The following is a 20,750-nucleotide window of genomic DNA, read 5'->3' on the forward strand; positions in this document are numbered from 1 at the left end:
CTTCGTTTGAAAGGTTATGAACAATGGCTAAAGAACTCGATTTCGACGCAATCAAGGCTGCTGCGGAGTCTCATCGTGCTGATATGACGCGTTTTCTTCGCGCAATGATTAGCCACCCCTCTGAGTCCTGCGAGGAGGGTGAGGTTGTCGCCTGCATCAAGGCCGAGATGGAGAGCCTTGGCTATGACGAGGTCAAGGTCGACGGCCTGGGCAATGTCATGGGCTTTATGGGCGAGGGCGACAAGATCATCGCCATCGACTCCCACATCGACACCGTCGGCATCGGCAACATCGAGAACTGGGACGCCGATCCTTATGAGGGCTACGAGACCGACGAGATCATCTACGGCCGCGGCGGCTCCGACCAGGAGGGCGGCATGGCTTCTGCTACCTACGCTGCCAAGATGATGAAGGACATGGGCCTCATCCCCGAAGGCTACAAGATCATGGTCGTCGGCACCGTCCAGGAAGAGGACTGCGACGGCATGTGCTGGCAGTACATCTACAACAAGGACGGCATTAAGCCCGAGTTCGTCATTTCCACCGAGCCCACCGACGGCGGCATCTATCGCGGTCACCGCGGCCGCATGGAGATCCGCGTCGACGTTCACGGCACCTCCTGCCACGGCTCCGCTCCCGACCGCGGCGACAACGCCATCTACAAGATGGCCGACATCATCGCCGACGTCCGCGCCCTCAACAACAACGGCTGCGACGAGTCGACCGACATCAAGGGTCTCGTCAAGATGCTCGACCCCAAGTACAATCCCGAGCACTTCGAGGATGCCCGCTTCCTGGGCCGCGGCACCTGCACCGTCAGCCAGATCTTCTACACCAGCCCCAGCCGTTGCGCCGTGGCTGATTCCTGCGCCATCTCCATCGACCGTCGCATGACCGCCGGCGAGACCTGGGAGTCCTGCCTGGACGAGATCCGCAACCTGCCGGCCGCCAAGAAGTACGGCGACGACGTGAAGGTCTCCATGTACATGTACGACCGTCCGTCCTGGACCGGCGAGGTCTACGAGACCGAGGCTTACTTCCCCACGTGGATCAACAAGGAGACCGCTCCGCACGTCAAGGCCCTCGTCGACGCCCACAAGGCCATGTTTGGTGACGAGCGCATCGGCTGCGAGCCCAGCATGGACAAGCGCACCGGTCGCCCGCTGTGCGACAAGTGGACCTTCTCCACGAACTGCGTCTCCATCCAGGGCCGCTACGGCATCCCCTGCGTGGGCTTTGGCCCGGGTGCCGAGTCTCAGGCTCACGCTCCCAACGAGGTCACCTACAAGGACGACCTGGTCACCGCTGCCGCCATGTACGTGGCTGCCCTGAACCTCTACGATCCGAGCCAGGCCGATGGCGACGCCACCGTGTTCCGTGCCGGTCTGACCAACAACAAGATCGATTAGTCCCATTCCTCGATTTTGTTGAGCCGGGGGCTGCTCGTGTCCCCGGCACCCCCTGTTGACTTGGGGCCCGCGGTCGTTATCTCCCATGCTTCCTCAACGGTGGCGGGTCCTCGTCATGGTGCTCTGCATGTTCTAGCCACACGCGCATGCCGGAGCGCATCTACTCATTGCGATCGTTTCATCTTTAGAAAGGACATTTCCATGGACGCTAAGTTTACCGAGCTCGTCGAGCAGCTGAACGGCCTCGACTTTAAGGGTATGTACGGTAGCGACTTCCTGCACACTTGGGACAAGACCACCGACGAGCTCAAGGCGCTCTACATCGTCGCCGACGCCCTGCGCGAGCTGCGTGAGAACAACGTTTCGTCCAAGATCTTCGACTCGGGCCTGGCCGTCTCCCTGTTCCGCGACAACTCCACCCGTACGCGCTTCTCCTTCTCTAAGGCCGCCAACCTGCTCGGCCTTGAGCTGCAGGACCTGGACGAGAAGAAGTCCCAGATCGCCCACGGCGAGACCGTCCGCGAGACCGCTACCATGATCTCCTTCATGGCCGACGTCATCGGCATCCGCGATGACATGTACATCGGCAAGGGCGATGCCTACATGGCCGAGGTCTCCGAGTCTGTCCAGCAGGCCTACGAGGACGGCGTTCTGGATCACCGTCCCACACTCATCTCCCTGCAGTCCGATTCCGACCACCCCACGCAGTCCTCTGCCGACATGCTCTACCTCATCAACGAGTTTGGCGGCCTCGAGAACCTCAAGGGCAAGAAGGTTGCCGTCACCTGGGCCTACTCGCCCTCTTACGGCAAGCCGCTGTCCTGCCCGCAGTCGCTGATCAGCCTGCTGCCCCGCTTTGGCATGGACGTCACCCTGGCCCACCCCGAGGGCTACGACCTCATGCCCGAGGTCGTCGAGCGCGCCAAGGGCTATGCCGCCGAGTCCGGCACCACCTTTAAACAGGTCAACACCATGGCCGAGGCTTTCGAGGGCGCCGACATCGTGATCCCCAAGAGCTGGGCTCCGTTTGCCGCCATGGAGAAGCGTACCAACCTGTACGCCGAGGGCGACGACGCCGGCATCGCTGCGCTCGAGAAGGAGCTGCTCGCCCAGAACGCCACCCATCAGGATTGGTGCTCCACGACCGAGCTCATGGAGAAGACCGCCAACGGCCAGGACACCATCTTTATGCACCCGCTGCCCGCCGACATCTCCGGTGTCTCCTGCGAGCACGGCGAGGTCAACGCCGACGTCTTCGACATGCACCGCGTGGGCATGTACAAGGAGGCCAGCTACAAGCCGTACGCCATCGCAGCCATGATGTTCCTGCAGAAGGTTGCCGATCCCGCCGCTACCCTCAAGGCCCTCGACGAGCGCAACACCGCCCGTTGGCTCCAGGCCTAAAGCCGGGTTGAGGTAAGCCATGTAAAGGGGGCGCTCTGCCAACCGGCGGGGTGCCCCTTTTTTGCATCGCGGGCGTGTGGGATAAGCGCTTTCGATGTGGATGCCCGCGGCGCGAGTTATGGGTACGATGGTTTCAGGGGAGGTATCACCATGAAACTTGGATGCGTCATTATGGCTTCGGGCGAGGGCAAGCGGTTTGGCTCCAACAAGATGCTTGCCGATATCTATGGCGAGCCGCTGATTGCTCGGACCATCGATTCGGTTCCCCGGGGCTTTGACGTCGTGGTTTCGACGCGTTGGCCCGAGGTCGCTCAGATTTGCGAGGACAAGCATTGCCCGTGCGTGCTGAACGATGGCGAGCTGCGCAGCGAAAGTGTCCGTGCGGGCCTTTCGTGGGGAGTCGAACGCGACTGGAAAGGATGCCTCTTTTTGCCGGGCGACCAGCCGCTCGTGAGTTCGGATTCTTTTGAGGCTATGGTTCGTGCATTTGACGAGCGTGGCCGCAAACATCCGGTGCGTCTTGCGTGCAACGGTGAGCCTTCGAGCCCGGTGCTCTTTCCGGCGGAACTGTTCGATGCACTTATGTGTCTTGAGGGCAAGGACGGCGGGGGCTCGATTCTCAAAGGTCGCGTCGACGTTGCGCTGGTCGAGGCGCGTGCCTACGAGCTGTGGGACGTCGATACCGTCAAGGGACAGCGACGCATAACGGAGCATATTGCCGCCTGCTCGTATTTTGATCGCGTGGCCAACTGCATCAATCAATAAGGAGCAATTATGATCATCATCAAAAACGGCGCGCTCGTGACGCCACAGGGGCTTCGCCGCGCCGATCTTGCCATGGAGGGCGATAGGATCGTGCGGATCGCCGCGGCGATTGAGCCGGGCGAGGGCGATACCGTCGAGGACGCCGCGGGCTGCTGGGTATTCCCTGGCTTTATCGACGGCCACACGCACATGCAGTGCTGGACCGGCATGGATTGGACGGCCGATAGCTTTGAGACCGGCACGCGCGCGGCTGCCTGCGGCGGCACGACGACCATTGTGGACTACGCGACGGCCGATCGCGGCGTGACCATGCCCGATGCCTTGGTCGAGTGGTATCATCGCGCCGACGGCACCTGCACCGCCAACTACGCCTTTCATATGGCACTCGCCGAGTGGAATGAGCGCAACCGCGCCGATCTTTCGGCTATGCGCGAGGCGGGCGTATCGTCGTTTAAGACCTACTTTGCCTACGATCATTTGCGCCTGGACGATGCCGAGACGCTCGAGGTGCTCGAGGAGCTCAAGCGTATTGGCGGCATACTGTGCGTGCATTGTGAGAACGGTACGCTGGTGAATGAGCTGCAGAAGCGCGTGTACGAGCAGGGGATTCATGGGCCCGAGGGGCATGCGCTCAGCCGTCCGGACGTGTGCGAGGGCGAGGCCGTGAGCCGCCTGCTGTATCTGGCGCACCTGGCCGGGGACGCTCCGGTCAACGTGGTGCACCTTTCGACCAAGCTGGGGCTCGAGGCCATTCGCGCTGCCAAAGCGCGCGGGCAGAAGAACATCTATGTCGAGACCTGCCCTCAGTATCTGATGCTCGACGATACTTGCTACTTGGAGCAGGGCGAGGACGGCTTTGCGGGCGCCAAGTACGTGATGAGCCCGCCGCTGCGCCATGCCGGTGACCGTGCCGCGCTACGCGAGGCGCTTGTGGCCGGCGAGATCGATACGATTGCGACCGATCATTGCAGCTTTAACCTGCACGGGCAAAAGGACCGCGGGCGCGACGATTTCCGCGCGATTCCCAACGGCGGGCCCGGCGTGGAACATCGTCCCGTCGCGATTGCCACGAGCTTTGAGGGCCAGCTGGGCCCCGAGGATCTGTGCCGCTTGATGAGCGAGAACCCGGCGCGCGTTTTTGGCATGTATCCGCGCAAGGGCTGTCTTGCCGAGGGTGCCGATGCCGATGTGTGCGTGTGGGATCCCAAGGCGCGCTGGACGATCAGTGCCGCGACGCAGCATCAGGCTGTGGACTACACGCCGCTCGAGGGTTTTGAGGCACATGGCCGCGCCAAGGCTGTGTTTGTGAACGGCGTGCTGGTGGCGCGCGATGGCGAGCCCACCGGAGCCCAACCCGGCCGCTACGTCCCCCGCTAACAGGAAGATCACCGGATTCCCCTCCGCAGTTGCGGTGAAATACGGACTGTTTGCGGCCGTTTGGCGGCCAAACAGTCCGTATTTCACCGCAACTGACGAGATGGGGCCGGCTACTTGAGGCTGGTGGCGACGATGGGGCGGCCGAGGGCTGCCTCGAGGCGGTCGGCCATCGTGGGGTCGCTGAGCGTGTCGACTTGGTTGAGCATGATGCGGGCATTGTTGAGGTTCAGCATCCGCAGCTCGGCATTGAGCACCATGGCGACGCTCTCTGGGGTGGCAGTGTCGGTGGGCTCGCAGCCGCAACGCTCGCAAAAGAGCTCGGGGCGGTGGACAACCTCGGCGACGGGTTTGCCCAGTCCCGAGGCGCCGACGACCCAGACAACGTTTGCCGTGGCGGCGGGAATTACCGGCTCCCAGGCGGCATGCGCCTTGAGCGGGAGTCGCTTGCTACCGTCTGCCTCGGCCAACACATAGTCAAAGCGCTGTGCCAGCTCGCCGAGTGGCTCGGCGGGGGCGGAGAGCTTGCCTGTCTCCGGGTCCAAGATGCCTGCCTGGCAGATGCCTCCGCGTGCAAGTCCCGCGCAGGCCTCGCAGGTGCAGCCTGGGGCGTGTGGGGCACCTGGCTTCCAAGGCGCGGCGTCCAGGCGACGATTCGACCCGTCCCATGGCACGCCGGCAACGGGAAGCATATGCGTGGTGGTGCAGAGGAGCACGCGGCCGCCAGCGCGCATGAGCTCAAGACCCAGCGTTTTGAGCAACGTCGACTTGCCGCCGCTGCCGATAATCGCGGTAATGCCCGGCTCGATCCTGAGCGCCGAGGCAAGATTGCCGCTAACCGTTTCCATCTGTTCACCGCCGTATAATACTGTGATAATAAATAATCATCAGAGTAGCGGTCGAACCGCTTTTGCTCTGCTCAAACCGTAGCACAGGGAGGTGCCCCGGGAATGCTCGTTTATGTTCGCGGCGCCGGCGATATCGCCACGGGTGTCGCCGCTCGCTTGGTGCGCGCCGGCGTGTCGGTCGTTATGGCCGATATCGCGGTTCCCACGTGCATCCGCCGCACAATCAGTTTTTGCGAGGCTATTCGCCTGGGCGAGGTCCAGGTCGAGGGCATTCGCGCTCGCTTGGCGCAGACGCCGGCAGAGGCGCTCGAGATTACCCAAGCGGGGGATGTTGCCGTCGTGGTGGACCCTCAGGCCAAGATGCTCGATGAGCTTAAACCCGCGGCTGTGGTCGACGCGATTCTGGCCAAGCGCAACCTGGGTACCACGCGCGACATGGCGCCTGCCGTTATTGCCGTGGGACCGGGCTTCACCGCGCCGGTTGACTGCGACGCCGTGGTCGAAACCATGCGCGGGCATTTCCTGGGCCGTGTCATTACCCAAGGTTCGCCCCAGCCCAATACGGGCGTGCCGGGCATTATCGCCGGCTATGGCAAGGAGCGCGTTATCCACAGCCCCGCCGCCGGCGTGTTTCGGTCCGACCGCGCAATCGGCGACATCGTGCGCGCCGGAGACGTGATTGGCTACGCGGGCGATACTCCCATGGTCACGCAGATTGACGGCTGCTTGCGCGGTCTTTTGGCCGACGGCGTTCAGGTGACCGAGGGCTTTAAATGTGCCGACGTCGATCCGCGCGGCGATGCCAGCTATATCAACTACATTTCGGACAAGGCGACGTCGGTCGGCGGCGGCGTGCTCGAGGCGCTCGCTATGCTCACCGATATCTTTAGAGGATAGAAGGCGGCAATGGAAAAGCTCGATGTTGTGAATGCGGCGCTTGTCGCCCTGCGTGCTGGCGAGACGTGCGAGCTCGTGGTCGTGGCCGGCACGGCGGGGTCGTCGCCGCGCGGCGTGGGTGCCTGGATGGCCGTCTTTGCCGACGGTAGCCAGGCGGGCACCATCGGCGGCGGCAAGATCGAGCTCTTTGCGCTGGATGAGGCGCGCGAACTCCTGAGCGCGGGACAGTCGCGTCTGGTCCGCTACACCATGGGCGGCGAGAACTCCGATACCGGCATGATCTGCGGCGGAGCCATTTGCCTGTGCTATCTGCATCTGGATGCGACCCAGGCACCGTTGTTCCAGGAAATTGCCGACGTCTTGGTCTATCGGCGCATCGGCGACTTCGTCATCGACTTTGAGCCGTTTATCGCGAGCACGCTCGAGGGCGATGTGGCCGAGTACCATGGCGAGGCATCGCGCCATACCATTGCGGGCTGCCCCGGGCTTTCACTGGTGGAGGAGGGGAGTAACGTCACCTACACCAACGCTGCCTCTGAGATTCCCGCGGCGCACATCGAGACGCTCTGCCCCGAGGGCCTGACCTACATCTTTGGCTGCGGCCACGTGGGCGCTGCGACGGCGCGGGTGCTCACGGCGGCGGGCTTTGCCGTCGTGGCGTGCGACGACCGCCCCGGCACGCTGACCCCCGATTGGGTGCCCGGTGTCTACGACCGTCGTCTGGTCGACTACAAGAACCTGAGCAAGCAGTGCCCCATCGGCCCGCGCGATCTGGTGGTCGTCGCCACGGCGGGGCACAAGTCCGATATCGACGTGGTGATTCAGGCCATGCGTGCCAAGCCTGCCTACCTGGGCTGTCTGGGTTCGCGCCGCAAGACGGCCTTTGTGCGCGCCCGCCTGGAGCAGGAAGGCTTTACGCAGGACCAGATCGACGAGCTGCACCTTCCGATCGGCGTTGCCATCGAGGCCGAGGACCCCGAGGAGATCGCCATCTCCATCGCCGCCGAGATGATCCACCTGCGCCGCACCAAACTCGTCCCCCGCAAGCGCTAATCGGATCCCCACCAATAAGTTGCGGTGAAATACGGACTGTTTAAGCCTGTTAGGCCGCCAAACAGTCCCTATTTCACCGCAACTGCTTTTTGGGGCCCATTTGTGCGGGGGAGTTGTGGAGTTGTGCAGGCAGACGAGGTTTTTCTGGAAATACGCACCCAATGCGCGTATAGTACCGATTGTTTTGTCGGCTCCTGCTGCGTCGAGTCCAAACCGCAAAATGCCATGAGCGGCGCGGATGCAGCCAGGAGGCACGAGGACAACCCATCGTGGCCACGCCCCGTGCTTAAAACCCCAAGAAGGAGTGAACAATGGCAGAAGAGAAGTATGTGCCGCGTCTGAAGACCAAGTACAACAACGAGGTCAAGCAGCAGCTTCAGGACAAGTTCCAGTACGAGAACGTCATGATGATCCCCAAGTTTGAGAAGATCGTCGTGAACATGGGTGTCGGCGAGGCCGCTACCGATTCCAAGGCCATCGACGGTGCCGTGCGCGACCTGCGCGCCATCACCGGCCAGCAGCCGATGATCACCCGTGCCCGCAAGTCCATCGCTACCTTCCGCCTGCGCGCTGGTATGCCGATCGGCTGCAAGGTTACCCTGCGTGGCGACCGTATGTGGGAGTTCTTCGATCGTCTGACCTCCGTCGCGATCCCCCGTATCCGCGACTTCCGCGGCATCTCCGCCAAGAGCTTCGACGGCCGTGGTAACTTCTCCATGGGCGTCACCGAGCAGCTCATCTTCCCCGAGATCGACTTCGACTCCGTCGATCACCAGCGCGGTATGGACATCACTTTCGTGACCACCGCCAACACCGATGAGGAGGCCAAGGCCCTTCTGGACGCCTTCGGTTTCCCGTTCAAGAAATAGGTTCACCTGCCCTATAAGCGCCGTTCCCACAAGGGGGCGGCGCTTGGGGCGAACAATACTCTATGTGAGGAGGATATAAGTGGCTAAGACATCGATGATCGTCAAGTGCAATCGCAAGCAGAAGTTCTCTACTCGTGAGTACACGCGCTGCCAGCGCTGCGGCCGTCCGCACTCTGTGTACCGCAAGTTCGGCCTGTGCCGTGTCTGCTTCCGCGAGCTTGCACTCAAGGGCGAGCTTCCCGGCGTTAAGAAGGCCAGCTGGTAAGTCACTACCAGCGTTTCAAGCATCAGTTTGGAACAGGGAAAACGCGCTAAAAAGGCTTTGCCGTTAAGGGCGGCGAAGAACCAAGAGCACGTGTTCATCAAGAACGAAGGAGAATCTGTATGAACCTTACAGACCCGATCGCAGATATGCTTACGCGCATCCGTAACGCTAACTCTGTGAACAAGGCCACGGTCTCCATGCCGAGCAGCAAGAAGCTCGTCGAGATCGCTCGTGTTCTGCACGAGGAGGGCTACATCGAGGGCTACGATGTCGAGGACACCGTTCCCCAGAAGACTCTGCACATCACGCTTAAGTATGGTCCCAAGAAGGCTAAGGTCATCAACGGCATCCGCCGCATTTCCAAGCCGGGCCTGCGTAAGTACACCGGCGTTGCCGACATGCCCCGCGTCCGCGGTGGCCTTGGTACCGCCATTATTTCCACCAGCCATGGCGTCATGACCGACCGCGATGCTCGCAAGCACAACGTCGGCGGCGAGATCATCGCTTACGTCTGGTAATTCGCTCGGTAGGTAGAAGGAAAGGAGATCACCGTGTCTCGTATCGGTAATAAGCCTGTCCAGATTCCCGCCGGAGTCGAAGTGGCAGTCAACGGCAACAACGTTGTCGTCAAGGGCCCCAAGGGCCAGCTCGAGCTTGATGTCTTTGAGAAGCTCGCTATCAACGTCGAGGACAACGTCCTCACCGTTTCCCGTCCCGACGACGAGCGTGAGACCCGTGCCCGCCACGGCCTCACCCGCGCCCTCATCCACAACATGGTTGTTGGCGTTTCCGAGGGCTTCGAGAAGAAGCTCGAGCTCGCCGGCGTCGGTTACCGCGTGCAGCAGAAGGGCAAGAACCTCGAGTTCTCCCTGGGCTTCTCGCACCCCGTGATCGTCGAGGCTCCCGAGGGCATCACCTTCGAGGTTCCCGACAACACCCACGTGAACGTCAAGGGTATCAACAAGCAGCAGGTCGGTCAGATCGCCGCTGAGATCCGCGGCCATCGTCCTCCCGAGCCTTACAAGGGCAAGGGTATCCACTACGTTGGCGAGCACATCCGCCGCAAGCTGGGTAAGGCCGCCAAGTAGTCGTAACCGACTCACTCGCATAAGACCAGCACCCCGTCAGGTGCTGGCAAGATCAACCTTTTTAGGAGTTTACGTATGAACAAGCATAAGGCGAAGCTGGAAGGCCTCAAGCGTCGTCAGCGTCGTGTTCGCGGCAAGGTCTCGGGTACCTCCGAGCGTCCGCGTCTTCGCGTGACCCGTACTAACGCCAACATCTATGCCCAGATCATCGACGACAGCAAGGGCTCCAGCCTGACGCTCGTCTCTGCCTCGACCCTCGAGGCCGAGTTCAAGGGCACCCACACCTCGAACAAGGAGGCTGCGGAGAAGGTCGGTCAGCTCGTTGGCAAGCGCGCCATCGAGGCCGGCATCACCAAGGTCGCCTTCGATCGCGGTGGCCGTATCTACCATGGCCGCGTCAAGGCCCTCGCCGACGGTGCTCGTGCCGCCGGTCTCGAGTTCTAGGAGGTATGTAGCACATGGCTCGTAATCAGAAGCAGCAGCGCGAGGCCTCCGAGTTCGAGGAGCGCGTCGTTTACATCAACCGCGTGTCGAAGACCGTCAAGGGTGGTCGTCGCATGAGCCTCGTCGCTCTCGTCGTCGTTGGCGACGGCAAGGGCAACGTCGGCGTTGGCATGGGCAAGTCCGCTGAGGTGCCCATGGCCATCTCCAAGGCATCTCTCGATGCCAAGAAGAACATGTTCCACGTGCCGGTGACCGAGCAGGGCACCATCCCGCACGAGGTTCTCGGCCACTTTGGTGCCGGCCGCATCATCATCAAGCCCGCTGTCGAGGGTACCGGCGTTATCGCCGGCGGCGCTGTGCGTCCCCTCTTTGAGCTTGCTGGCATCAAGAACGTCCTGTCCAAGTCCCTCGGTACCGACAACGGCCTCAACATCATCAAGGCTGCCGTCGAGGGCCTCAAGGAGCTCTCCAGCCCTGAGGACGTCGCGGCTCGCCGTGGCCTGACGGTCTCCGAGATGTTCGTCGGTAAGGAGAACTAAGCATGGCTGACACCATCAAGATCAAGCAGGTCCGCAGCACCAACGGTTGCAAGCAGGACCAGGTCCGTACTGTCCGTGCCCTCGGTCTCCACAGGATCCGCGAGGTTCGCGAGATTGCTGACAACGAGTCCGTCCGCGGCATGATCTTCAAGGTCAAGCACCTTGTCGAGATTGTAGAGGAGTAGCAAATGCAGCTTCACGATCTTACTCCCGCGCCCGGTTCCACCAAGAACCGCAAGCGCGTCGGCCGTGGCAATTCTTCGGGTCACGGCACCACTTCTGGCCGCGGTCAGAAGGGCCAGGGTTCCCGCTCTGGCGGCACCAAGGGTGCCGGCTTCGAGGGTGGCCAGACTCCGCTGGCTATGCGCCTGCCCAAGCTTCCGGGCTTCCGTAACCCCCGTCGTATCGAGTACACCGCTGTTAACGTTGAGCGTCTCGAGCGTAAGTTCGAGGACGGCGCTGTGATCGACGGTGCCGCTCTTAAGGCCGCTCGCATCACCAAGAGCGAGTTCGAGCCCGTCAAGGTGCTCGGCAATGGTGAGCTCACCAAGAAGTTCACGGTCAAGGTCGACAAGGTCAGCGCTTCTGCGCAGGCCAAGATCGAGGCCGCCGGCGGAAAGGTCGAGCTGCCGTGCTAAATGGTCTTAAGAATGCTTTCCGCATCAAAGAATTGCGCGAAAAGATTCTTTTTACCATAGCTATGCTCGTCGTGTACCGCATTGGTGCGCACGTTCCTGTGCCCGGCATTCCCTTCCAGGGGATGCTGGGCCTTTTCTCGACCGATAACAATTCGGTCGCCGCAGGTGCTATGGCCCTCCTGAATCTTTTCTCTGGCGGCGCTTTGAGCTATGTGTCGGTGTTTTCGCTGGGCATCATGCCTTACATCACCAGCTCGATCATCCTCCAGATGCTCCAGGCCGTCGTGCCTTCCCTGCATGAGCTTGCCCGCGAGGGCGAGGTCGGTCAGACCAAGATTACGCAGTATTCGCGTTACCTCACCCTGGCTCTGGCAATCCTCAACTCCGTGGGTTACCTCTTCCTCTTTAAGAGCTTCGGCATCAGCTTTAATGGCGCCGGCGCTCCCGAGATCATCTTCGACCTCATGATCGTCGGTACGCTCACCGCGGGCGCCATGCTGATCATGTGGATTGGTGAGCTCATCACCCAGCGCGGTATCGGCAATGGCATGTCGCTGATCATCTTCGCGAACATCATGGCCGGTCTGCCGCAGGCTATCTTCTCCAGCACCGAGGGCAATGCCGGTGGCATCATCACCATGGTGATCATCTGCGCCATCATCCTGCTGGTTATCCCGCTGATTGTTTTCCTTGAGCGCGGCCAGCGCCGCATCCCGGTCTCCTACGCCAAACGCGTCGTGGGTCGTCGCATGATGGGTGGCCAGACCACCTACCTGCCCATCAAGGTCAACACCGCGGGTGTCGTGCCGATCATCTTCGCTTCGGCGCTGCTGTACTTCCCGGCTCAGATTGCCGTGTTCTTCCCCGGCATCGGCTGGATCCAGGCAGTTGCCTCTGCGCTTTCGACCGGTTGGCTCAACTGGGTGCTTAACGTTGTCCTCATCGTGTTCTTCGCGTACTTCTACACCTCCATGGTGTTCAACCCCGATGACACGGCCGACAACCTTAAGAAGCAGGGCGGCTTTATTCCGGGCGTCCGTCCGGGTAGGGCTACCGCGGCCTACATCAAGAACGCGCTCAACAAGATCACGCTTCCCAGCGCTGTCTTTTTGGCGCTCATCGCCATCGTGCCTTCGATCATCTTCTCCTTTACGGGTAACCAGCTGATCCAGGCATTTGGCGGCACGTCCATCCTCATCATGGTCGGCGTCGTGCTCGACACGGTCGATAAGCTCGAAGGTCAGATCAAGATGTATGATTACGATGGATTCTTTAAATAGGCTAGAGGAGGATTGCTCATGAACCTCGTATTGCTCGGAGCTCCGGGTGCCGGTAAGGGCACCGTCGCACAGGAGCTCGTCGCCGAGTTTGGCGTCGCTCACATTTCCACGGGCGACCTGCTGCGTGCTGCCGTCAAGGGTGGCACCGAGCTTGGTATTCAGGCTAAGAAGTACATGGACGCTGGCGAGCTCGTTCCCGACCAGCTCGTGATCGACCTTGTCAAGGAGCGCCTTGCCGCCGATGACGCCCAGCAGGGCTTCATCCTCGACGGGTTCCCGCGCAACACCGCCCAGGCTGTGACGCTCGATTCCGAGCTCTCTGCCATGGGTCGCGAGATCGACTGTGCCCTTCTGGTCGATGTGGCCCCCGAGGTCATTATCGATCGCCTGTCTTCGCGTCGCACCTGCCGCGCCTGCGGTTACACCGGCACCGCTGCCGATGCTACCTGCCCCAAGTGCGGTGGCGAGATGTATCAGCGCGACGACGACAAGCCTGAGACCATCAAGAACCGTCTCGACGTCTACGAGAAGTCCACGAGCCCGCTCGTCGACTACTATCGTGGCCAGGGTCTGCTCAAGTCGGTCAACGGTGACCAGGCTCGCGAGACCGTGTACGGGGATGTCAAAGAGGCTCTCGGTCTATGATCAAGATTAAGTCTGCAACGCAAATCGAGCAGATGAAGAAGGCAGGAGCGCTATCTAAGATGGCGCTCCGCCACGTTGGAGCCATGGTGCGCCCCGGCGTTTCGACTTTTGAGCTCGATCAGCTCGCGGAGCAGATTATCCGCATGCATGGCGGCACCCCGGCCTTTAAGGGTTACGGTGGGTTCCCGGGGACCATTTGCGCATCGATCAACGATGCCGTGGTCCATGGTATTCCCAACCCCGACATGATCCTGCGCGATGGCGATATCATCTCCATCGATACGGGAGCCGTTGTCGACGGTTGGGTCGGCGATAACGCTTGGACGTTTTTCGTCGGCACCCCCACGCCCGAAGCCAAGGCTTTGTGCGAGGTCACGCGCGATTGCCTTAAGGCTGCCATCGAGCAGGCTGTTCCCGGTAACCATATCGGGGACGTCGGTTATGCCGTTCAGTCCCTCGCCGAGTCTCACGGTTACGGTGTGCTTCGTGATTATGTAGGCCATGGCATTGGCCGCGTGATGCACGAGGACCCCAACGTTCCTAACTATGGAAAGAAGGGGAGGGGCGTTCGCCTCCAGGCCGGCATGGTCATTGCCATCGAGCCGATGGTTACGATGGGTTCCAACCATGTGAGCACGGGCTCCGACGGTTGGATTGTTACGACCAACGATCACCTGCCCGCCGCGCACTACGAGAACACCGTCGCCATTACCAATGATGGTCCGGTGATTCTCACCACGGATGCCCAAGGTGCTTGGTGCTCCCTCCAAGGCGGAGAAATGTAACAAGTTCCACTTAGTTGTGGAGCCATTACGAAGTTATTACGATGCGTACATACGTGTTGTAGAATACTCAATCGCTGTCGTTTTCTAGAGAAAGATGATTGCTTGTGAAGAAGGAAGACGCAATTGAGCTCGAGGGTACGGTAAAGGAACCGCTGCCCAATGCCATGTTTAAGGTCGAGCTCGAGAACGGTCATTCGGTTCTGTGCAACATTTCTGGCAAGATCCGAATGAATTACATCCGTATTCTCCCCGGTGACAGGGTTGTCGTGGAGCTTTCCCCGTACGACCTGACCCGCGGCCGCATCACCTATCGCTACAAATAGCGGCACGCATACACGCACTCCATTTCCGACTGCAGGCTTAGCTCAACCTACGGTCGGATTGTGTGTGAAGACCAGCCATAGTTTTAAACGCCTGCGGCTGGGCGAGTAGATAGTAGGGAAGTAGTTTGAGCGCTACCGAAAGGAAGAACGATGAAGGTACGTCCTTCGGTCAAGAAGATGTGCGATAAGTGCAAAATCATTAGGCGCCATGGCAAGGTCCTCGTCATTTGCGAGAACCCCCGTCATAAGCAGCGTCAGGGTTAAGAGAGGAGACTACGTTGGCCCGTATTAATGGTGTCGACCTCCCGCGTGAGAAGCGCGTTGAGATCGGTCTGACCTACATTTACGGCATCGGCCGCACCACTGCGACGAAGATCTGCGTCGAGTGCAACGTTAACGTGGATACGCGCGTTAAGGACCTCACCGAGGATGAGGTTAACGCCATCCGCGATTATATCGATAAGAACCAGATCATGGTTGAGGGCGACCTCCGCCGTGAGCGCAACCAGAACGTCAAGCGCCTTATGGACATCGGCTGCAACCGCGGCCTTCGTCACCGCAAGGGCCTCCCGGTCCGCGGCCAGCGCACCCACACTAACGCTCGTACCCGCAAGGGCCCGAAGCGTCAGATCGGTGCTAAGAAGAAGAAATAAGGAGCGCTAGATAGATGGCTACTGCTAAGAAGAACGTTCGCGCTGCCCGTCTGAAGCGCGCGGACCGTAAGAACATTTCCGTGGGCCAGGCTCACATTCGTTCTACGTTCAACAACACGATCGTTTCGATCACCGATCCCCAGGGCAACGTCATTTCCTGGAAGTCGGCTGGCCAGGTGGGCTTCAAGGGCTCCCGTAAGTCCACGCCGTTCGCTGCCCAGATGGCTGCCGAGGCTGCTGCCAAGCAGGCCATGGAGCACGGTATGAAGAAGGTTTCCGTCTTCGTCAAGGGCCCCGGCTCCGGTCGTGAGACCGCCATCCGCTCCCTCCAGGCTGCTGGCCTCGAGGTCTCGAGCATCCAGGACAAGACCCCCATTCCGCACAACGGCTGCCGCCCCAAGAAGCGTCGCCGCGTGTAACTGAAAGGATCGTATCAATATGGCAATCGACAGGACTCCTGTTCTTAAGCGCTGCCGTCAGCTCGGGATCGATCCCGCTGAGCTCGGTTACAGCAGCAAGAAGGAATCTATCCGTCAGCCCAAGCGCCGTCGCAAGGAATCTGAGTACGGCATGCAGCTGCGCGAGAAGCAGAAGGTTAAGTTCATCTATGGCGTTCTGGAGAAGCAGTTCCACGGCTACTTCAACAAGGCCCGTAAGATGAACGGCGTCACCGGTGAGAACCTCATGATCATCCTTGAGTCTCGCCTCGACAACGTCGTCTTCCGTCTTGGCTTCGCCCGCACCCGCAAAGAGGCTCGTCAGTCCGTCCGTCACGGTCACTTCACCGTGAACGGCAAGCGCGTGGACATCCCGTCCTACCGCGTCAAGGCCGGCGACGTCGTCGCTGTCGGCGAGAAGTTCCGTGACCTCCTCCCCATCAAGGAGGCCCTGATTTCCTCCGAGCGCTTTGAGGTCCCTGGCTGGCTCGAGGTCGATATCGAGAAGCTGTCTGGTAACGTGCTCGCTCTGCCGACGCGTGAGCAGATCAGCGGTGATATCAACGAGCAGCTCATCGTCGAGCTCTACTCTAAGTAGTCCATCCGGGCTGCTGAGGCTGGAGGTAATACATGTCAGAATTCATTAGGCCTCAGGTTCAGGTCGAAGAGATCAACGAGACGTCTGCTCGTGTCTCCGTCGAGCCGCTCGAGCGTGGCTACGGCGATACGCTGGGTAACTCCCTCCGTCGCGTACTTCTGTCCTCGCTCGAGGGTGCCGCCGTCGAGGCTATTCAGATCGATGGTGCGCAGCACGAGTTCATGACCATCCCTAACATGGTCGAGGATGTCACCGACATCGTCCTGAATGTCAAGGGTCTTGTCTTCAGGGCTCTCGGCACGACCGACGAGGCGACCGCCACCATCTCGGTTGACGGCCCCTGCGAGGTCACCGGTGCGGACTTCTTTATTCCGTCCGAGTTTGAGCTGGTCAACCCCGAGCAGCACATTGCTACGCTCACCGAGGGTGGCCATCTCACCATGAGCATGCGCATCGGCTATGGCCGCGGCTATGTTTCTGGCGAGGCCAACAAGCGCGACAACGATCCCATCGGTGTGATCCACGTCGACTCGCTGTACTCGCCGGTTTCCCGTTGCGCCAAGCTCGTTGAGGCTTGCCGTGTCGGTCAGCACACCGACTACGACCGCCTTGTCCTCGAGATCGAGACCAACGGCTCCATCGCCCCGCGCGACGCCGTGGTCCAGGCTGCCAATATCATCAACCAGCATATGGCCGCCTTTATGAACCTTGCCGAGACCCCCGAGGTCGAGGAGGAGGCTTCGATCTTCGCTCCCGAGGTCACCAACGACAACGCCGAGCTGGACAAGCAGATTGAGGATCTGGACCTTTCCGTCCGTTCCTACAACTGCCTTAAGCGTGCCAGCATTCACTCGGTCCGTCAGCTCGTTGAGTTCTCGGAAAACGATCTGCTTAACATCCGTAACTTCGGTGTTAAGTCGATCGAGGAAGTGAAGGACAAGCTTGAGTCCATGGGCCTGAGCCTGAAGGCTTAATGCTTCGCATATTTGAGGAGAAACTAGACCATGCGTCACAACGTTAAGAAGGGCCTGAAGCTCGGCACCGATGCGAGCCACACCAAGGCCATGAAGAAGAGCCTTGCTAAGGCCCTCTTCGAGAACGACCGCATCAAGACCACCGAGACCCGCGCTAAGGCGCTGCGTTCGGTCGTCGACCCGATCATCACCTGGGCCAAGAAGGGCGACCTGCACTCTCGTCGTCTGGCTATCGCCAAGCTCGGCGATAAGCAGCTCGTTGCCGAGATCTTCGACAAGGCTGCTCAGGGCATGTGGCAGGACCGCAACGGCGGTTACACCCGCATCATGAAGCTCGGTAACCGCAAGGGCGACAACGCTCCCATCGTTATCATGGAGCTCGTCACCGAGCCTTGCACGCCTAAGGCTAAGAAGGCTGCTCCGGCCCCCAAGAAGGCCGCTGCTCCCAAGAAGGTCGAGGCTGCCGAGGAGGCTCCTGCTGAGGAGACCGCTGAGTAGACAATCCGTCTGCATAGGCTATATTCGAGGGGTACGTTCGCGTACCCCTCTTTTTTTGTCGCGATACCGTTGCTTGTTTGTTGGGAGCGCCCATGACTGCGCCGTCTGATTTCAATTCGATTTCCGAGCTTGACGCCACGCTCGTATTTCGCGTGGCCTATGATGGCTCGTCGTATAGCGGATTTGCCGTGCAGCCGGGACAGACGACGGTTGCGGGTGAGCTACGTCGAGCTATTGAGACGCTCCTGCGCCGTCCGATCGACCTGACGTGTGCGGGACGTACCGATGCCGGCGTGCATGCGGTGGCACAGTTTATCAGCGTGCCCGTAACGGACGCTGAGTTGGCTTTGACGCGCCGTAGGTGGCTGAGGGCTATGGATGCCCTCCTGCCCAAAGATATCGCCATAAACGAGGTCTACAAGGCCCGTAAAGGCTTTTCTGCACGCTTTGATGCGCGTTCCCGTACGTATACGTACCGTATTGCCGATCGCGACGCGCGCCCTGTGCTTTCGCGCGGTGCGGTGTGGTGGCATCGCTACCCATTGGATGTTGAGGCGATGTCTGCGGCCTGTCCCGCGCTGCTGGGCGAGCAGGACTTCAAGAGCTTTTGCAAGGTGGCGTCTGCCGTGGGCAAGCCCACGCACCGCTGCGTGATGCGTGCCGAGTTTGGCCATGAGGTTGCGTTTGGCGAGGACATCCTGACGTTTACCATCGAGGGCAATGCGTTTCTGCATTCGATGGTCCGCACGATCGTGGGCACGCTTGTCGAGATTGGCATGCATCGCCGTGAACCCGAGTGGATGCGCGAGGTCATCGATGCTTGCGACCGTACCGCTGCGGGCCCCACGGCTCCTGCCTGCGGCCTTACGTTTATGGGCGTGGATTACGATCCCGCCGAGCTTGTCGTGCTCGACTAGGGGAGGGCTCGGCGCGTCGTGCGTCGGCACCTGTCATCTGTGGGCTGCGCGTGTGCAACATCTGTTCTTGGCGTGCAATACAACCGGTGTCTCATTGCTTTTATTGCCGGGGTGTACCATGAACGACAGTTTGATTCACTGCTGTCGAGAGGACGGATAACTTGGTTCGACGTGGCTCGCATCCGCGACTTTCGGTGATCCTTGTGGTAGAAGGTTCGCCCAGCTATGCGATGCGTGCGCTCGAGAGTATCCAGAACCAAGACCTCTACGATTTGCAGATTGTCGTTGTCTGCCGCGATGCTGCGCCCGGTGTGCGCCATTCGCTTCAAGTTGCTGCCGACAGGGACATCCATATTGATTTGATTGACGTCGAGGACGCGAAGCGCGGCGCTTGTCTTCGTGCCGGTTTTGCTGCCTCGCGCGGCTCTCAAATCATCGCCATGAACGCCGATGAGTGGTTTGCTCCGCAGTCTCTTTCCAAGATGGTCGATATCGCGTGCGATACTACGGCAGACATAGTGCTCCCCACGGTGTCGCTCGACCGCTATGATGCACATCGAGAGCGCCATTCGCGCGTCTTGGATGCTGCTCATATTTCCATTGATAGCAAATCTTCGATGGTGACCGGGCTGTCCCAGTTGATTTTAGGCGGCCTAGTCGTTCAGACCTCTGGCGTGATGTATAGCCGTCCGCTGTTTGAGGCATGCCTTTTGTACGACAAGGCGTTTCGCACAGTTGGGTTTATGGCGTGCTCGCTCTCGCGGGCGCAGCGCGTCTCCGGATGCGGCGACGCTTGTTTCCACGCGGCGGCACCTAAGCTTACAGATGCCTTTGATCCCACCATGTATGCCAAGGTATCCGATGACACCCGGGCGCTCGACGAGCTTACGGACTCACTCTCGGAAGCAGATAGCGGTGGTCGGCTCAAGCTGGCAACCCAAAAGTTCTACTTTGCCGGACTGGTCGCCTGCATCGAGAATTTGTGTCTGAGCCCGCATGGGGTGTCGTCAATCGAGCGTTCCGCCCGTATGCGTGATATGCTCGAGGCGCCTCGAACCCGTCAGATGGTCGCCGCGCTCAAGGATAACCATCGGGGGCTCGGTCTGTTGTTTGGGCCGATCGCCAGCGCCAAGCCCGCGCGCTGCGTGATGTGTACGCATCTGGCAGCTTTTCTTAACCGGACGGGCGCAAAAACCGCCTAAACGGCTCATCTCGAAACAAATTTGCATAGAATTGTTTCGAAATGCGTTCTTATACACAAAAGCCTTCAAATAGCGTTAAACTATTCAATCACTGATTGATTGTCTCCGCCATCTTTTGGAGAGAGGGTTTGTATGGCTAAAAAACGCAATGGGCGCCAGGATGCCATTAGAGATATTGTGCGCAATAAGGACGTCCGCACGCAGCGCGTGCTGGTCGATGAGCTCCGCGCTATGGGCTTTGATTGCACGCAGGCGACTGTCTCTCGCGATATTGCCGATATGGGGCTGCGTAAGCTCCCTGAGGGCATCTATGTTCTGGCAGAGGACCTGCACCTGCAGCGTATGGTTTCCGAGCTCGTAACGGGCGTTCTGCGCACCGATAATCTGGTTATGATCAAGGCTCAGCCTGGCACGGCTTCCGGCATCGCCGCCGCTGTTGATGCGGCAGAGCTGCCCGATGTGCTTGGCTCGCTTGCCGGCAACGATACGATTTTGGTTATTGCCCAGACGGCCGAGGACGGCGAGCGTCTCGAGGCGCTGATCAATAAGCTGAGCAATTCTCGCAAGTAGGCGTGCGGGTCGTGCGCTCGGCCCTGCGCGCGCTGACATAGTTGCCTGTAAGGGGGTATCGACGAGGGTCGGTACCCCCTTTTTTGTTTGCCGGTATAAAGACCGCCTGCCAGGTCGCTTTAAACTAAAAGGCCCCCGAGCAGTTGAATGAACTGCACCCCAAAACTTGGACGGCTTAAATAAGAACTACGCCGCAAGGGACTGTCTCCGGAACTCCTCCGGGGTCAGTCCCTTCAGTTTAACCTGGCGCCTCCTCGTGTTCCAATGGACCACGA

Annotated in this window: 29 protein-coding genes; 27 read left to right on the forward strand and 2 right to left on the reverse strand. The window is 60.2% G+C overall.

Features of this window, described 5'->3' with window-relative positions; genetic code table 11:
• Positions 1–23: 23 nt before the first annotated feature.
• From GDJ93_RS02735 to hydA, 4 genes are all read left to right on the forward strand, one after another.
• Positions 24–1,409, forward strand: coding sequence for a YgeY family selenium metabolism-linked hydrolase (locus GDJ93_RS02735; protein WP_055252228.1), 1,386 nt, complete (start codon positions 24–26; stop codon positions 1,407–1,409).
• A 201-nt stretch (positions 1,410–1,610) separates the two neighbouring features.
• Entirely contained in the window at positions 1,611–2,813 is a 1,203-nt protein-coding gene (gene ygeW, locus GDJ93_RS02740) for a knotted carbamoyltransferase YgeW (protein ID WP_055287465.1), read from the forward strand.
• Between the two features lie 150 nt (positions 2,814–2,963).
• Positions 2,964–3,578: a nucleotidyltransferase family protein gene (locus GDJ93_RS02745; RefSeq protein ID WP_152067670.1), complete on the forward strand. Its 615-nt coding sequence runs from the start codon at positions 2,964–2,966 to the stop codon at positions 3,576–3,578.
• A 9-nt stretch (positions 3,579–3,587) separates the two neighbouring features.
• Complete coding sequence (hydA, locus tag GDJ93_RS02750) at positions 3,588–4,955, forward strand: dihydropyrimidinase (protein ID WP_152067671.1); 1,368 nt, start codon at positions 3,588–3,590, stop codon at positions 4,953–4,955.
• 110 nt (positions 4,956–5,065) lie between these two features.
• Here hydA and yqeC read toward each other — a convergent pair whose 3' ends face one another.
• Entirely contained in the window at positions 5,066–5,800 is a 735-nt protein-coding gene (yqeC, locus tag GDJ93_RS02755) for a selenium cofactor biosynthesis protein YqeC (protein ID WP_152067672.1), read from the reverse strand.
• 102 nt (positions 5,801–5,902) lie between these two features.
• Here yqeC and yqeB point away from each other — a divergent pair, with 102 nt between their 5' ends.
• From yqeB to GDJ93_RS02870, 23 genes are all read left to right on the forward strand, one after another.
• Entirely contained in the window at positions 5,903–6,697 is a 795-nt protein-coding gene (gene yqeB, locus GDJ93_RS02760) for a selenium-dependent molybdenum cofactor biosynthesis protein YqeB (RefSeq protein ID WP_152067673.1), read from the forward strand.
• A gap of 9 nt (positions 6,698–6,706) precedes the next feature.
• Entirely contained in the window at positions 6,707–7,750 is a 1,044-nt protein-coding gene (locus tag GDJ93_RS02765; RefSeq protein WP_152067674.1) for an XdhC family protein, read from the forward strand.
• A 311-nt stretch (positions 7,751–8,061) separates the two neighbouring features.
• Positions 8,062–8,619: a 50S ribosomal protein L5 gene (rplE, locus tag GDJ93_RS02770; RefSeq protein ID WP_006235260.1), complete on the forward strand. Its 558-nt coding sequence runs from the start codon at positions 8,062–8,064 to the stop codon at positions 8,617–8,619.
• Positions 8,620–8,698: 79 nt separating this feature from the next.
• Positions 8,699–8,884 (forward strand): type Z 30S ribosomal protein S14, encoded by a 186-nt coding sequence (locus tag GDJ93_RS02775; RefSeq protein ID WP_022094280.1) that lies wholly within the window; start codon positions 8,699–8,701, stop codon positions 8,882–8,884.
• A gap of 119 nt (positions 8,885–9,003) precedes the next feature.
• Positions 9,004–9,402, forward strand: coding sequence for a 30S ribosomal protein S8 (gene rpsH / locus GDJ93_RS02780; RefSeq protein WP_006235262.1), 399 nt, complete (start codon positions 9,004–9,006; stop codon positions 9,400–9,402).
• 33 nt (positions 9,403–9,435) lie between these two features.
• Complete coding sequence (gene rplF, locus GDJ93_RS02785) at positions 9,436–9,972, forward strand: 50S ribosomal protein L6 (RefSeq protein ID WP_006235263.1); 537 nt, start codon at positions 9,436–9,438, stop codon at positions 9,970–9,972.
• 75 nt (positions 9,973–10,047) lie between these two features.
• Positions 10,048–10,416, forward strand: a complete 369-nt coding sequence (gene rplR, locus GDJ93_RS02790; protein WP_006235264.1) for a 50S ribosomal protein L18 — start codon at positions 10,048–10,050, stop codon at positions 10,414–10,416.
• Between the two features lie 14 nt (positions 10,417–10,430).
• Positions 10,431–10,955, forward strand: a complete 525-nt coding sequence (gene rpsE / locus GDJ93_RS02795; RefSeq protein ID WP_006235265.1) for a 30S ribosomal protein S5 — start codon at positions 10,431–10,433, stop codon at positions 10,953–10,955.
• Positions 10,956–10,957: 2 nt separating this feature from the next.
• Positions 10,958–11,140 carry a 50S ribosomal protein L30 gene (rpmD, locus tag GDJ93_RS02800; RefSeq protein WP_006235266.1) on the forward strand — a complete coding sequence of 61 codons (183 nt, stop codon included), beginning with the start codon at positions 10,958–10,960 and terminating at the stop codon, positions 11,138–11,140.
• Between the two features lie 3 nt (positions 11,141–11,143).
• Complete coding sequence (gene rplO, locus GDJ93_RS02805; RefSeq protein ID WP_006235267.1) at positions 11,144–11,593, forward strand: 50S ribosomal protein L15; 450 nt, start codon at positions 11,144–11,146, stop codon at positions 11,591–11,593.
• A complete protein-coding gene (secY, locus tag GDJ93_RS02810) occupies positions 11,587–12,873 on the forward strand; it encodes a preprotein translocase subunit SecY (RefSeq protein WP_055252237.1) in 1,287 nt (428 codons plus the stop codon). The genes rplO and secY overlap by 7 nt, the downstream gene beginning before the upstream one ends.
• A gap of 18 nt (positions 12,874–12,891) precedes the next feature.
• Positions 12,892–13,518 carry an adenylate kinase gene (locus GDJ93_RS02815; RefSeq protein ID WP_006235269.1) on the forward strand — a complete coding sequence of 209 codons (627 nt, stop codon included), beginning with the start codon at positions 12,892–12,894 and terminating at the stop codon, positions 13,516–13,518.
• Positions 13,515–14,303: a type I methionyl aminopeptidase gene (gene map, locus GDJ93_RS02820; protein WP_006235270.1), complete on the forward strand. Its 789-nt coding sequence runs from the start codon at positions 13,515–13,517 to the stop codon at positions 14,301–14,303. The genes GDJ93_RS02815 and map overlap by 4 nt, the downstream gene beginning before the upstream one ends.
• Before the next feature lie 104 nt (positions 14,304–14,407).
• Positions 14,408–14,626: a translation initiation factor IF-1 gene (gene infA / locus GDJ93_RS02825; RefSeq protein ID WP_035137443.1), complete on the forward strand. Its 219-nt coding sequence runs from the start codon at positions 14,408–14,410 to the stop codon at positions 14,624–14,626.
• A 150-nt stretch (positions 14,627–14,776) separates the two neighbouring features.
• Complete coding sequence (rpmJ, locus tag GDJ93_RS02830) at positions 14,777–14,890, forward strand: 50S ribosomal protein L36 (protein ID WP_006363204.1); 114 nt, start codon at positions 14,777–14,779, stop codon at positions 14,888–14,890.
• Between the two features lie 14 nt (positions 14,891–14,904).
• A complete protein-coding gene (rpsM, locus tag GDJ93_RS02835) occupies positions 14,905–15,279 on the forward strand; it encodes a 30S ribosomal protein S13 (protein ID WP_022094275.1) in 375 nt (124 codons plus the stop codon).
• Between the two features lie 14 nt (positions 15,280–15,293).
• Complete coding sequence (gene rpsK / locus GDJ93_RS02840) at positions 15,294–15,698, forward strand: 30S ribosomal protein S11 (protein ID WP_006235274.1); 405 nt, start codon at positions 15,294–15,296, stop codon at positions 15,696–15,698.
• A gap of 19 nt (positions 15,699–15,717) precedes the next feature.
• On the forward strand, positions 15,718–16,314 hold the full coding sequence (gene rpsD, locus GDJ93_RS02845; RefSeq protein WP_006235275.1) for a 30S ribosomal protein S4: 597 nt from the start codon (positions 15,718–15,720) through the stop codon (positions 16,312–16,314).
• Between the two features lie 32 nt (positions 16,315–16,346).
• A complete protein-coding gene (locus tag GDJ93_RS02850; RefSeq protein ID WP_006235276.1) occupies positions 16,347–17,288 on the forward strand; it encodes a DNA-directed RNA polymerase subunit alpha in 942 nt (313 codons plus the stop codon).
• Positions 17,289–17,318: 30 nt separating this feature from the next.
• Complete coding sequence (gene rplQ, locus GDJ93_RS02855; protein ID WP_055287451.1) at positions 17,319–17,786, forward strand: 50S ribosomal protein L17; 468 nt, start codon at positions 17,319–17,321, stop codon at positions 17,784–17,786.
• A 92-nt stretch (positions 17,787–17,878) separates the two neighbouring features.
• Positions 17,879–18,703 (forward strand): tRNA pseudouridine(38-40) synthase TruA, encoded by an 825-nt coding sequence (truA, locus tag GDJ93_RS02860; protein WP_117769427.1) that lies wholly within the window; start codon positions 17,879–17,881, stop codon positions 18,701–18,703.
• 203 nt (positions 18,704–18,906) lie between these two features.
• Positions 18,907–19,905, forward strand: coding sequence for a glycosyltransferase family 2 protein (locus GDJ93_RS02865; protein WP_147332628.1), 999 nt, complete (start codon positions 18,907–18,909; stop codon positions 19,903–19,905).
• Between the two features lie 132 nt (positions 19,906–20,037).
• A complete protein-coding gene (locus tag GDJ93_RS02870) occupies positions 20,038–20,475 on the forward strand; it encodes an arginine repressor (protein ID WP_006235280.1) in 438 nt (145 codons plus the stop codon).
• 186 nt (positions 20,476–20,661) lie between these two features.
• Here GDJ93_RS02870 and GDJ93_RS02875 read toward each other — a convergent pair whose 3' ends face one another.
• Positions 20,662–20,748, reverse strand: coding sequence for an IS3 family transposase (locus tag GDJ93_RS02875; RefSeq protein ID WP_226812388.1), 87 nt, complete (start codon positions 20,746–20,748; stop codon positions 20,662–20,664).
• Positions 20,749–20,750 lie beyond the last annotated feature (2 nt).

This window comes from Collinsella aerofaciens (assembly GCF_902501475.1).
Lineage (GTDB): Bacteria > Actinomycetota > Coriobacteriia > Coriobacteriales > Coriobacteriaceae > Collinsella > Collinsella aerofaciens_AL.